Annotated in this window: 9 protein-coding genes; 1 reads left to right on the top strand and 8 read right to left on the bottom strand. The window is 47.8% G+C overall.

Features of this window, described 5'->3' with window-relative positions; translation table 11 throughout:
- Positions 1–11: 11 nt before the first annotated feature.
- From ACR6Z4_RS07905 to ACR6Z4_RS07885, 5 genes are all read right to left on the bottom strand, one after another.
- The gene (locus ACR6Z4_RS07905; protein ID WP_479716696.1) at positions 12–1,121 is read right to left on the bottom strand and encodes a hypothetical protein; all 1,110 of its coding nucleotides are present in this window, start codon (positions 1,119–1,121) and stop codon (positions 12–14) included.
- A gap of 271 nt (positions 1,122–1,392) precedes the next feature.
- A complete protein-coding gene (locus tag ACR6Z4_RS07900; protein ID WP_479716695.1) occupies positions 1,393–3,519 on the bottom strand; it encodes a hypothetical protein in 2,127 nt (708 codons plus the stop codon).
- Positions 3,494–5,131 carry a caspase family protein gene (locus ACR6Z4_RS07895; protein WP_479716694.1) on the bottom strand — a complete coding sequence of 546 codons (1,638 nt, stop codon included), beginning with the start codon at positions 5,129–5,131 and terminating at the stop codon, positions 3,494–3,496. The genes ACR6Z4_RS07900 and ACR6Z4_RS07895 overlap by 26 nt, the downstream gene beginning before the upstream one ends.
- Before the next feature lie 228 nt (positions 5,132–5,359).
- Positions 5,360–6,643 (bottom strand): DUF1822 family protein, encoded by a 1,284-nt coding sequence (locus ACR6Z4_RS07890; RefSeq protein ID WP_479716693.1) that lies wholly within the window; start codon positions 6,641–6,643, stop codon positions 5,360–5,362.
- 43 nt (positions 6,644–6,686) lie between these two features.
- A complete protein-coding gene (locus ACR6Z4_RS07885) occupies positions 6,687–8,462 on the bottom strand; it encodes a hypothetical protein (RefSeq protein WP_479716692.1) in 1,776 nt (591 codons plus the stop codon).
- A gap of 336 nt (positions 8,463–8,798) precedes the next feature.
- Between ACR6Z4_RS07885 and ACR6Z4_RS07880 the strand changes: the two genes are divergently transcribed.
- Positions 8,799–9,176, top strand: a complete 378-nt coding sequence (locus tag ACR6Z4_RS07880) for a glycine-rich domain-containing protein (protein WP_479716691.1) — start codon at positions 8,799–8,801, stop codon at positions 9,174–9,176.
- A 258-nt stretch (positions 9,177–9,434) separates the two neighbouring features.
- Here the strand turns inward: ACR6Z4_RS07880 and ACR6Z4_RS07875 are convergent, their stop codons facing one another.
- The 3 genes from ACR6Z4_RS07875 to ACR6Z4_RS07865 all read right to left on the bottom strand — a co-directional run bounded on the left by ACR6Z4_RS07875 (position 9,435) and on the right by ACR6Z4_RS07865 (position 12,300).
- A complete protein-coding gene (locus ACR6Z4_RS07875; protein WP_479716690.1) occupies positions 9,435–10,808 on the bottom strand; it encodes a hypothetical protein in 1,374 nt (457 codons plus the stop codon).
- 419 nt (positions 10,809–11,227) lie between these two features.
- Complete coding sequence (locus ACR6Z4_RS07870) at positions 11,228–11,836, bottom strand: hypothetical protein (RefSeq protein WP_479716689.1); 609 nt, start codon at positions 11,834–11,836, stop codon at positions 11,228–11,230.
- Positions 11,833–12,300, bottom strand: coding sequence for a hypothetical protein (locus ACR6Z4_RS07865; protein ID WP_479716688.1), 468 nt, complete (start codon positions 12,298–12,300; stop codon positions 11,833–11,835). The genes ACR6Z4_RS07870 and ACR6Z4_RS07865 overlap by 4 nt, the downstream gene beginning before the upstream one ends.
- Between the last annotated feature and the right edge of the window lie 391 nt (positions 12,301–12,691).

The raw sequence follows: 12,691 nt of genomic DNA, 5'->3' as shown, positions 1-12,691 counted from the left end.
AAGGTGCGAACCTATTCGATCCTAGATCCCAATTGAATCGGCACCTGAAACTGGCGATTGCCCGATGTTGCTTCTGGCACCATTAAAAACAACCCATCCAACTCTGATGCCTGACGTAAGATCAAGACTCGTCCCGTCACCGTTTCACCGGGTTCAATAAAGGCATCGGCTCCTTCATCCAGATAGGTTCTAGCACACCCTGTCATGTCTGATTCCACGCCTTCCGGTAAAACCGCCTCTGGACAAGCGATTTCTTCTCCATTCGCAGTCACGACTTTAACTTGCTGAGGATAGAAGGCGAAGGGGCGATCGCCTAAATTCTCGATTGCCCAGTAAGCTTCAACACTCTGACTGGTTGGACTATCACTCACATAGGCTCCGGTAAACTGAAACGTGACTCCCTCAGCAGTCGTTTCGCCCGCTGCCATTTGAGTATTGGGGAATGACCCAGTTCTAAATTCCGGCAAGCTAGTTGTGCAATGAGCAATATCATAATTGCGTAAATTAATACTGCTACGCTCTTGCTGCGGCACAAAATTCCTCGGATCTCTTAAGGGTCGAGGAAACGCAACGTGCCCTCCTACTAAGATTTGATTACTGCTTGAATCAACTACTACCTGTGCCATTTGTTCTGCGGCAACGTCAGCAGAAATCCGTCTAAGTGCTGCGACCAGAATAATATTATTCCTACCACTCGTCACGTTTATTTGAGGCTGATTGGAGGTCAAATATCCAAGTCCAAAGCGATAGGTATCACTGCTGGATTCATACTGCAACACACAAACTCGACCCGGTGAATTACTGGATGGATAGACAGCTACAAAGAGATCCGATCCTTGAGAAGAACCGTGCCATTCTCCTAAAAACACGGCTGTATTCGGCGAAATCCTTGCCCAATTTTGTTGAAAGTCTTTGATTGTTTGAATGTCCTGAGGAGTGCGGTTGTCAGCATACGCCGGTAGTTGTAAGCGTTCTGGCAGGCGAGGCAATAACTCTCTAGCGATCGCGGCTTCAGCTTCTTCAGATGTGGGATATCGCTGTATTTGTGCCCAAGAAGCTTGAATACTGATTCCTAAAATTAAGAGAGTAAATCCTATATGGGCTAATGTTTGGCGTTGCATATAAATGACAAATCATAAAGGAAGATCATGACGGAAATGCGAGCAGTGCCAGGACTAAATTTTGCTGCATGGGGCATGGATGCGCGGTTTCCACGCAAGGGTTCTACTTCCGCACCCCCGTTTTAAAGCTTTGAATTGTGTCTATTAGATACATTGCTAGTACACCAACTTAAAAGTTTTAGAGGGGGTGGAGGGGGTAAAACCCCCTCTTGGGGGCTGCGCCCCCAAACCCCCATGTTGCAAAATTTCGTGTTTGTAATACTAGAGCCATCTAAAGGGGGGGTGGAGTGTAGCCATTTGAAGGAGTAGAACGGGAACCAGAAGAACGTTGAGAGCTGGAGCGAGGCTGGGTTCGGGAGCTAGAGCGAGGTTGGGTTGGGGAACTTGTGCGAGTGCTCGAACTAGAGGAAGAAGAAGTGGTGGTACGGGGTGCAGGGGCAGGAGGCGGTGTTGCTTGTTGGAGAAGCCCTTGCACTCGCTCGGTATCGTAAAGGGGCGTACCTTTTAATTCCTGAAGTTTGCTCAAGGCTTCTGATCGGTTGCCTTCTGTCAGGGCTGCTTCAACTGCTTTGATGATCTCAGCGTGCTGTTGCCAGGTTGTAATTAATTCTTTTGCGTTGGCAGACGTGGGGGCAATATCTGGAACTTCTTTGAGGATGGCGATCGCAACCTCTAAATCAACCTGATTGTAGTAGTCTTGTGCCAGCTGTAGCATCCGCTGAGAGGTTTGATTGATCAAGGCTTGAGCGTCAGGGAACACCTCCTCTACATCTTTGGGAATCAAATGGGCTTTCAAGATTGCATCCCTCATCCTCTGAGCTTGAGTCACGGGCGCACCGGGAGAAACCGATGTCGCAAGCACTGTGATGTCTTTTAACCATCCTTGCCAAAAGGTCGTGAGCTGGGATGCCAGGGATAAAGCATGAACCTGGGGAGGGTTTAAGGGCGTCGGTGTTGGGCTGGCTGTGGGATCGACGGTCGGGCTATTGGTCGGGCTATTGGTCGGGATGATTAGAGGATCAGATAAACCTGATTTGGCAGGTTCCGGCAAGATTGCCAGGTCACGATAGGCGATCGCCGCGATCGCCAATGCGATCGCACTCAGTAATGCCCAAATCGCTAGAGTGGTACGTAATTTTTTGCGCGGTGGATGGGTAATGACATCTGCTTCGATTGACTCAGTTTCCTCCGATGTCAGTCTCAGAGATTGACGCAACGCATTGAGCTGTTGGCGATCGCTTTCACTGATTGGGGTTTGTCTGGCGATCGCTTCTGTTACGGCATGACGATACGAATCTAGATTTTGCTGTCGCCATTCTTTCTGATAGTCCTGCGTAATGCGGCTTTCGATGGCGTTGGCAACGTCCGGCAAGATGGCGTTGGTTTCTTGTAAGCGATTGAGTGCAGTGCGATCGCTTTCGGGAATGGCTTCTGGATAGATGCTTTGAAGGATTTTATAAAATTCGCTGGCGTAGGTTTGTAGCTCTTGACGATACTTGGCGATCGCTTCTGTTTCAATCGTCTGGATTTCTTGCGCCGTTAAATCCTTGCGATAGGGTTGTAGAGCTGCTTCATCATTAGCGTCTAAGCTAAAGTCAGCGCCTGATAATACATCGTAATGGCGAAGTAACTCTCTCCACTTATCCCGATAGATATCACATTTCGCCGATCGCTGAAGGTATTGCTTTAAGATAGCCCTGGCAACAGTTTCATTAAACCCCAATTTTGTTTCTAACGTTTTAAGAGCCTGTTCGGTTGCCGGGGTAAAGGGCGGAGATTCGTGTTGAAGAATTTTGGCATATTCTTGTTCAAGCAAAAGCTTATGATCTTCAAAACGTTTAGTAGCGTCTTCTTGAAGATGTTTGGCAACTGCATCGCCTAGTTCTAACTCTGCCTGTAACTGGCGTAGGCTGGCTTCATCGAGGTGATCATCATGATGCAGATTGGTTAAGGCTGCTTGTTGATATCGAGAGATATTTGCCTGGACTTCTTGCTCAACAAGACGAGTGATTTCCTGGACAACAGGATCTCCCAACTCGCGTTTGACCTGCAATTGTTGCAACTCTTCCAGATCGGCACGTCCAGACTGATGCAGTTGAAATTTTAAGATGGAAGCGTATTCAGATGTATGCTGTTTGAACCGCTCAGTTTCTTGCTGAAGAATTTTTTGTACAACTGGATTTCCCAAATTTAATTGGTGCTGAATTTTCTGGAGTTTAATATCATCAACTTTGCCAGAGTGACGTAGATCTCGATATAACTCAATCCGATATTCTTCCTTATGCTGTTCAAATTGCTGCTCTTTTTCTTGGATAATTTGCTCAATTACAGGGTCACCAAGATTTAGCTCCCGTCTTTTCTGTTTAAGGATTTCAATCGTTGTGGGCGAGTTCGTCATAATTGAGTTCTCCATACTCATGCAAATAATCAGAAATCAGTTGAGCATAAGCGTCTCGATCTGTTCTGAAGCGTTGTAACTGATTCTGGACAATGACTTCCAGCAATTTATTGCCAAACTGAAACGTTTGATTCTGTGTTTCAAGAGCGTCGGATGAAATCTCACCCAATTGATGCAGGGTATCAGAAATAAATTGCTGAAGAGTTTGTTCGTCTTGCTGAAATCGCCGAATTTCTTCATCTGCAATGCGTCTTGCGGTTGTATGGTCGAGGTTCAGTTCTACTTGCCGTTGTAATAACGATTTATTGACATTTGATGTTAGAGGCAGTCCATGAGTACGAAGAACTTGGGTATAAAACTGGCGATATTGTTGAATGAACGGTTTAATAACTTGATCTTCAATTCGCTCGAAGACGGTTTCACCAAATCCTCGCCTATTCACTCCCAATGATTCTCGTAATTGCATCAATTTTTGATCGTTTGGAATCCCATGGTGCTGAATCTGTTCGGTTAACGTCTGCTGATAAGCAAGCAAGGGTGGATGATAATTGCGGTTGATGTCCATTTCAATCTGCTGAATTGTTTCCGAATCTAAAGTTGATTCGTCTCTCAATCGTTGCAGAGCCATTTCGTCAATGTAGATCCCTTGATAACGAACTAAGCGCTCATATTCATCGTGGTACCAATTTTTACGTTCGCGGATCGGCGCGTCTTTACTCAAGGGTTTAGGCGTATTGGGCGATCGCATTCCCAAAATAATATCTCGGTGACGAGGTTCTCGTTTACACCCTGGGGTTTGAGACTTATTCCAGCTTCTCACCAGGGTTTCCGTTTCATCTCGCACGAATTCAAATAAGCGATCGATCGTGATGCTTTCCCGATCCCCAGCAGCTTCCCCTTTCAGCCCTCGGATCAAGCAATAGCTAAATGCACCATGCTGAACATTTCCTGATAGCTCCCAAGACTCCTGTCCGTCCATACAGGAATACAAGACACAAAACTCTTTTCGACCGGGCTGGTAATCATCTAAAACAGTTTGCAATTGAGAAATGAAGCTAACTCCACCCTCTTCTGAGCTTGCGCTAGAGATCGCTGAGCGAGATAAGACAGCCGTTCCGGTTCCTCGGGTAACCGCAACATCTCCGTTACGACACGCATCAAAGACCACCACAATATTGCTGGCACGAGAATGCTTTAAGATGCGGAGCAACTCTTCGACGGAAAGAGCTGTCCCAGATAAATCATTAAGACGGGTTGATGCTAAGCACAAATAAAGCTGTTGACTGCCAGAGTCCACTTTGCCATGCCCAGAAAAGTGGAAAAGGAGTGTGTCTTGGGGTCTGGCTGCTTCTGCAATTGTATTTAAACTTTGCCGAATCACGTTCAACGTCGGTGGGGTACCGATAGTATAGTCGTGATGAACGAATCCTTCACTGCGATGCGGAAATTGGGCGGTTGCTTCCGAAAGGGCATCGGCTAAAGCTTGACAGTCTTTTGCGGCATAATTCAAATCATGCAAGCTTGTATCTTGATAGCGATTGACCCCTACAAATAGCGACCAGATTTTGGCTTTACCATTTCTTAAGGCATCGAGTGAGTTAGTCTGCACCATGTTCGTGAACCAAAATCATTGCGAAAAAGCTGATCTCTGATTCTTAAGTGTCTGATGGAGTTGCTTTGCTGTTGCGATCGCACAGATGGAGTGCTAGTTCAAACCAGTGTGACGATATTAAGCAGAGGAGAAGTTGAGGATTTTACTTAGTATAAAGGCTGAGCTAACCTCCATTCATTCCGTAATCTTACGTAAGTCTTTCGGCTAGTTGATGGATACTCAATAATTTTACGCAGCTGATTCAACCGGGATAATCACAGGTTGATGATGGTCTAACCGGATTTCAAAGGTGATGGCTCCGGTTGCATTGGCAAAAGTGAGAGCAACACTAAAGCGTTCGCCCGGTCTGCCCATTAACGGAATCGGTGCAATGGGGCTGGATGTATGGATGGGAATAATGTCTTCGATTTCTTCTTGCTGTAACCCGGTTGCCCGATCGACCGAAAAGATTTGGATTTGTAACTCGTGGGCGAGTGGTTGGTCTAGCTCTGGTTTGACTTCTAGCAAAATGCTGATGACGGGGGTTGTGGTCGCTGTTTCTTCGTCTAAGGTGCAGGCAAACCGGATTTCAAACCCATAGTCTTGCAGTTGTAAGCGTCCGTGGGGCGTGATTTGTGTGCCTCTTGCCAGGGCGAAGGTGGGGGTTGGTTCGAGTAAGTCTTGAACAACCTGTTTCCCGGTTTGTAGAATATGGCGCATCTGCTGACTCACCTGAGAGATCACAGATGCAGATGCAGGTTCTGATGAAGGGGTTGTCGCGTCCGCATTGTGACTAACGGCTTGCGATCGCCGTTGATACAGATCATGTGACCAGGTCGGGTTTGCCATTAGTGGTGCCCATTGAGCAAACTCAAGCTCTAAGCGAGGCGAGTAGTAGGTGACCTGGCTGAGTTGATCGAGTAAGGCCGGGACTTGGTCGGGAGTGAGGGACGCCAGCGGAGCCACGACCAGGTCGGGCTGTCTGGACAGTTCACGGGCAATCCAAAAAATGTTGAGGTCATGAATCAAATTGGTTCTGGAAAGACGATAGGTGCGATCGCTAAAATCAAAGGCTGCCGTCGCTTTGAGATTGCTGTGGGAAGTATAGCCAATGATTCTCAGGCAATGACTTTCTGGGTTGAGCTGCGCTGAAAAATAGTAGTGAGCTGCCCATTCGGGAATATCAACCCATTCTTGCGGCACTACCAATTCGGTGGGATCAAGCGCTGCTTCGGGCAGGAGGACGATCCGGGTATTGGCGATGGTTAAGGCAACGCCTTCGACAAATTCCCATAACTCTGGCAGAGTAATCGTTGGACTCCAGATGTGGGGAGGGGGTGGACCTTGTTCAGATCTCAGCCAGGTTTGCAGGGCATGGAGGCAAAGACAGTTGCGATAGGCTCGTTCGTAGGCACCTGAATGAGAGTAAACGTAAGGTTCGATTTGTCGTTGGGCATTGGTGTGATCGGCTTCAGATACTGGAATCCAGGTTTGTTCTGGTGCGATCGCGAGTAAATCTTCGAAGTCCAACATGATATTTTGCCTCTTTTCAATAGTTCCCGGGTCGTTGAAGTGTTTAGATAGGTTGATCGCTCAACCAGCGTTCAACAAAAGCATCTAGTTTTTGACTCAGACTGTTACAATTTTGCCAATCAAGGGGGATGGTGGTGGTCATCCATGATTGCAACTGGTCGCGGGCAGACGCTTGTAACTGGTCAATCATCGAGCGGACTTCAACAGGCAAACGTTGGTTTTGTTCAGCCACCAGATCCGGTGGCAGATGTTGGCGATAGTACAAGTATAGGAGCGATCGCTGGTCGGGGCTAACGGTTTTTAACCAGGTGTTGAGGGGTGGGTCAAAACTTTGGCGACAAAACTCTTCCAAACAGGGATCAAAGAGTTCATTCAAATTCTGAATCACCTGGTGAATATCTTGTGCAATGAAGAAGTCAGGATAGCGATTTTTCCAGATTTGCACAAACGTTTTCAGTACGTCTTGCTTGTATTTTTTAGCTTTGCGGGAGAGTTGATACTGGTCTGTGATGTGCAGGTGTGATCCCAATAATTGGGTTAGATCAGATTGGCTGATCCCCAGTCCCAGCCAGAGTTGTAAAACAGTTTGAGCGATACTATCCAGTTGAGCAAATGCGTCTTGAAAAGCGGTATGAAATTCGGATAATTCATCTCCCCACTCCTGATCTAACAAGCTGGGGATGGATTCTCCAGTTTCTTCAAACCAACGTTGATGGACGGCATCGGCACTGCGATAACGGCGGATGGCTTGATCCAACCGATGTAAGCTAGTTTGGATAGCTCCGCTGGTAACGGTCATGCTCAGGTGCAGATCGGTGGATGGCTTGGGTTGATCAGGTTTGCGCGATCGCGGGTTGGTTTTTGGGGCAAATTGCTCGTTGTAGTGGGTTTGAAGTTGAGTGTAGCGATCGCACATTCGCTCCAATTCATCTGGGGTAGGTGGTTGTAGACGCTTTTGCCGATCTTGGGTGGGTTGATACACATCCATATAGGCTTGCCAGATCAAGCGGTGATGAATGATTTCATGGGGGGACAATCCGTTGGCTTTGAGTGCTTCTTCCACTTCCTTCTTACTCAAGGTTCTGAGTAAACCATCGGGCGATAATTTGTGGGTACGTTCTTCCCGATCTTGTGCTTGAATCGCATCTGAAATTACGCCGACCAATCGCCGTTTGGCATAGGTTTTGATGGTATTGGCAGATTCAAATCGAAAGTGCTTTAAAAATGGAATCGGTTGACAGACTTTGCTGCTGGCAATTTGAAAGTAATCGTCCAGAGAGAAAAGCTGGTGCAGTTGCGATCGCCCCTGCGTCAGGCAGTGAGTATGTTTGGCAGCATCCCAACTAATTTTTTGTAAGTGTGCCAGCAACATCTGCTCAACGCCGCGTGGGGCAGACGAGATAAACAGTGTCAGATGGGCGTCATATTGCTGTCTGCGCAACTCTTGATAGATCTGCTGGACGGGTAAGTTATAACCGGGAGCTGCTTGTAGATAGCTTCGCAGGGATGCTTCTAAGGGCGCAACATCCAGGGCGCTGAGGGAGGTTGCCTGTGTTGCCGTCGCGTGCCGACCGATGAGCAAAAAGTATCGTGCCCAGCCGTCAATGGCAATGTCTGTTTCGACGCAGCAAATCAAGCTCTCAATCAGGCGTCGCAGATGGGGGTCGGGTTGACTGATGGGGTGAGGATATCCTCTGCTATTGGTCGTGAGGATGAAAAATGTAGCAAACTCATCAATGATTTTTCGGTAAATACTGGCATCTTCGGGGTCCTGATCCATATCCATTGTTCTCTGTTGGCGGTGGAGGCTAATAACCATGCGGCAACTCCCATAGCGGAATTCCAGATCAAAAAATAAAGCATCGTTGTCTGCGGTTATCTGCTTATCTGTCGCTTTTGGAAAAGTTATGCAGAGGAGGCTAAAAAACTGGCAAGTTTTTTTCTTTTTTCTCTGAAGTGCATGGTTGTGCTGGTTGGCAACGATAAGCAGTTAAGTCGCAAGTCTCAATGACTGAACGCTACGTCTGGGGAGCAGGGCGTCATCTCCGCATAGGAGAACGGTCAGCGCCCTACTCTTACCCGAATGGCATCGGGTGTTAGGAAGCCGTTGCGTTGGACTTGGGTTGGTCATGTTAGTTGGATTAGGAGTGTACTCATGAAACGTAAGCCGAAAGATTTATCGAAGGATAGTCAATTGTTTTTGCAAAATCTCAGCCAGATTGATTTGAAACCCTTGTTTTGGAGTTTGTTGTGTTCTGATCCGGGTAAAAGCTGGGATACACAACGGATGATGCGAGCGATCGCTTACTATCTGGCATTTTTGTTTCTGATTCATTTGTATCCAGAAAAGGAGTTAACACCACCCCCTGAAGTCGATACGGTCTGGCATACCCACATTTTGAATACCCAAAAGTATCGGGAAGATTGCCAGATTTTATTTGGATATTTTGTCGATCATTGTCCTACGCCTGAACGAACCATCAACGTTGTTGCCACGGGAGCTTGCATTAAACCTGCCGGAGACCCAACGTAGGATCAAAACCTTCATCTATCTGAAGATGGTTGGTTGGAAGGATGGCATTACCGCGCTTCCAACCATCAATCGGATTGCAATCCAGTTGGCTAGTAGACCTAATTAAAAGTTTTACAACGGGGTGCAGGGGTGGAACCCCTGCGTGGGGGCGCAGCCCCCACACCCCATGTTGCAAAATTTAGTGTTCGCAACACTGGTCACGGATATGTTTTTTTTGTTGTGTGCCTCGCGGAGCGCGGCACACAACAAAACCTTTTATCACTCTGATTGCACCGCTAACGTTGCCATAGTTTGTACCTCAGTGTTCATGTTTAGTTGAGTAAATCCATGCTGGGCTTGCTTTGCCCAAAATGCTGCCCAATCAGCATTTCCCTTGCCCTGCTCTAGCAAGGCATAGTGTTTATAGCAAAACGAAACACAGCGTTTGTCTTGTCTACTTTGAGCAACCGGGAGCGTCAGATCTAAAAAATATTGGGCTTCAGCTAAGTTTCCCTGTTGTAGAGCGATCGCCGTTAACCAATTTTGGGTTGCTACTGTAGCCCTGACCCAGTTTGCTTTTTGGGCATACTTGAGAGCTTTTTTATAGAGCGTTTTGGCTTGATTAAAATCGCCATCTGTAAAGGCAATTTCTCCCTGGTAATAAAACAGATTCATTTGATGCCGATAGAAAACAGAGGAGTTGGATGATGCTTGTTTGAGCAAGGTGTTAACCCGACTCAAGCAGCGATTGGCATCTTCGATATGATCTTGAGACAGATGGAACACCGCTTGATAGGTCGAGAGAGTGAGGTGATCAACGGCATCCTCAGATGGCTGAACGGTTGCCGCTTCTTCAAAGAGATATTTAATTTTGCCGAGTGAGTCAGACTGTTCCAATAATGTCAATGTCCAGGCAATTTCAGACAGGGTTTTTGCCAACATGGGGCGATCGCCATGCTGCTTTGCCAATTGCCGTAGTTGTTTAAGAATTTCCAGGCGAGGTAGCCAGTAGGCTTCATATACATGGGTAAAGCCTTCGATGTCTTGCCATAATGCTTTACAAGCATGGTAGTCTTGCTGATCGAGCAGTCGATTCATCCGGCGAATCAAGGCATGACCGATTTGCTCCAGTTCGGTTGCGATGAAGTAGGGTTCTTGCCAGTCCCGTTGGTGCGATCGCCTGACAAACACCCCGCCCCAGCGGTTCCACCAATCCTGTACCGATAGGGCAGATGAGGCAGTCGTCGCAAGGTTGAGGTTGGTTTCGCCCACATGATTAGACGCAGGTGTCAAAAGGGGTGGCACGGGTGCAGCCGACGAAATCGCCACCCGATAGCCTGCGTGTTCCAATAACCGAGGGATATGACCCCAATCTTTCACCGAGGTGGGGTGTCCGGTTTGGCGGCTGATCAGCGTCTCGATATAGCGATATAACCCTTTCGATAGGCGCGTTCTGACCGAACTGGATTCAACGTGGACTATCTGGGCAATTTCTGTGGGACTGTAACCACTCAGCAACGCATTCAGGTCTTGCTGCTCGACCCGGCTCAACGATTTACCTTTGACCTGCGACAGATCGGTACGTAACCGTTCCACATTCCACTCATGAGCGGCATTGGGAAAGAACTCTGGCTGATTGCGAGCAGTAGTCATATGCAGATGCTGGGATAGACACGCCCTATTCAATTAAATCTTAGCCAGATTCTATTCGATTGGCATACGGTAAATCTAGAAACTTATTAAATTGCCCACGATCGTGGGCAATTTGATCGGGATGACTGCATTGTGGAACGGTTATGGAACGTGAAACTTTGGGTTTCATGTCCCTCAGGCGTTTATAGCGCTTTATGCCCAGATAGTAGATTGTGGGTGTTGAGAGAGCCTCGCTCCGCGAGGCTCTCTCAACACCTTGTACTTCACGCTATTGAGACTGGTGATGCTTCACACCGCTTTAGCAAGGCACCTGCAACCCCCAGTAGACTTAAGTAAATTTTACACGGGGTGCAGGGGTGAAACCCCTGCGTGGGGGCGCAGCCCCCACACCCCATGTTGCAAAATTTAGTGTTTGCGCACTAATGGTGAACCGATTCTGAAACAACGGTAAAAACAAACCATGCCAGGATGGCGATCGCTGCCCGCCAGGTCAATTCCCATACCCATTGAGCCAGAACCAGTAGAAAACCGGGTTGTCCTAAAATTACCCACGTCGATGCTATTAAACCCAGTCCTAAAACGAGCAATCCCAGTCCATAAACCGCTTTAGCCGACCACATGACTCGCCAGGAATAGGGAAAAAGGCGATCGAATGGCTTGGGAGCAACCATTTGCACTGCCTCATGAGCGGTCATGGGTACTTCAACCTGGATGGCAGCATAGGCAATGTCGTCATCTGGCAGATAGGGTAGAGCATCGGGTGTAGGCATGATGGTGTAGCCTGGGGTTGCATCGGCAGGGGTAGATGAATAGGCAGACGGAGAGGACAGATGGATCGACTGTTGAGCCGCTTGAATCAGGTCTAATGCTGTTGCCAATTCTCGTTGGGCACTGTCTAAGTTACCGGCTTCAACTGCGATCGCATGACGACGAATGCAGATGGTTAAATACTGCGTCAACACACAGTAAATCCAATGGCTTTTCTTCCAAACAGTGGGCAATGTCGTGTCGATGGATGGCTGCATCATGCGGCGTCCTCCGATAGGTTAAATACTCTGGCTAATAGCTGGACACAGGCTTGTAATCCTGCTTTCTGATCGGCTTGCTGATGCACATCGGCTGTGGGTGTGGTTAATAGTTCTTGATAGGCAGTCAGCAAATTGATGACCAGACATTGGGCAGGGTGCTGGGTTTGTAAGGGGCGGACTGCCAGATGCGTGCCGTAGTCTTCTATTTGCAATCCGTCTGATTGGCGATCGCCATCAACACTGTGGGGGGCAGAGGTTTTGGTTAAGTGGATTAACTTGAGGGCAGCCCGAATGAAACGATGTGCTTCTGGCAATGATTCAGTAGCAAAGGCGCGATGAATCAGTTGAACGGTCTGACGCAGTCGTTCTCGATCTGCCATGGTCAGCAACGTGTGGGTTGGGAGCGTATCTGGGGAAAGCAGGTATAGGAGTGAGCGTGGACGGGTTTCAAAGGTTTCAAACATGACGATTCTCCCTGAAAAAACCAATAGGAGGATTGGTCTAAAGGTCGTGATTTGGTAGGGTCGCATCCTGATATAGCAATCGTCGAGACGTTTAAATCAGGAGGTTGTGTGAGAACGTTTGTCCTAATCAACCCCTCGACTGCTATGTAAATTGAAAGGTGAACTCTTTCGGTTCATAGTCCAATTCATCGCCAAAATCAGCGACGCATGATGTGGGTGTGAGGATGGGCTGTTGAGAAGGCGACATCCTCACGGGTTGGGGGCTACTGTTATACGGTATTCAAAATGCTTTGGCGATCGCCACCCACGAGTATGGGCAAAATACCTTGATAGACCTGATTGACTGACAAATCTTTGTAAGGGCAGGTTTAGCAAATTCCTGATCGGGTTG

This window comes from Calyptranema fuscum S582 (genome assembly GCF_055793305.1).
The sequence above is the reverse complement of the archived record's forward strand: the minus strand, read 5'-3'. Positions and strand labels throughout refer to the sequence as shown.

What these genes read in the sequence shown, in the direction of transcription:
- ACR6Z4_RS07900 (WP_479716695.1), bottom strand. Translation starts at nt 3,519, where the DNA reads ATGACGAACTCGCCCACAACGATTGAAATCCTTAAACAGAAAAGACGG.
- ACR6Z4_RS07870 (WP_479716689.1), bottom strand. Translation starts at nt 11,836, where the DNA reads ATGATGCAGCCATCCATCGACACGACATTGCCCACTGTTTGGAAGAAA.
- ACR6Z4_RS07890 (WP_479716693.1), bottom strand. Translation starts at nt 6,643, where the DNA reads ATGTTGGACTTCGAAGATTTACTCGCGATCGCACCAGAACAAACCTGG.
- ACR6Z4_RS07880 (WP_479716691.1), top strand. Translation starts at nt 8,799, where the DNA reads ATGAAACGTAAGCCGAAAGATTTATCGAAGGATAGTCAATTGTTTTTG.
- ACR6Z4_RS07905 (WP_479716696.1), bottom strand. Translation starts at nt 1,121, where the DNA reads ATGCAACGCCAAACATTAGCCCATATAGGATTTACTCTCTTAATTTTA.
- ACR6Z4_RS07895 (WP_479716694.1), bottom strand. Translation starts at nt 5,131, where the DNA reads ATGGTGCAGACTAACTCACTCGATGCCTTAAGAAATGGTAAAGCCAAA.
- ACR6Z4_RS07865 (WP_479716688.1), bottom strand. Translation starts at nt 12,300, where the DNA reads ATGTTTGAAACCTTTGAAACCCGTCCACGCTCACTCCTATACCTGCTT.
- ACR6Z4_RS07885 (WP_479716692.1), bottom strand. Translation starts at nt 8,462, where the DNA reads ATGGTTATTAGCCTCCACCGCCAACAGAGAACAATGGATATGGATCAG.
- ACR6Z4_RS07875 (WP_479716690.1), bottom strand. Translation starts at nt 10,808, where the DNA reads ATGACTACTGCTCGCAATCAGCCAGAGTTCTTTCCCAATGCCGCTCAT.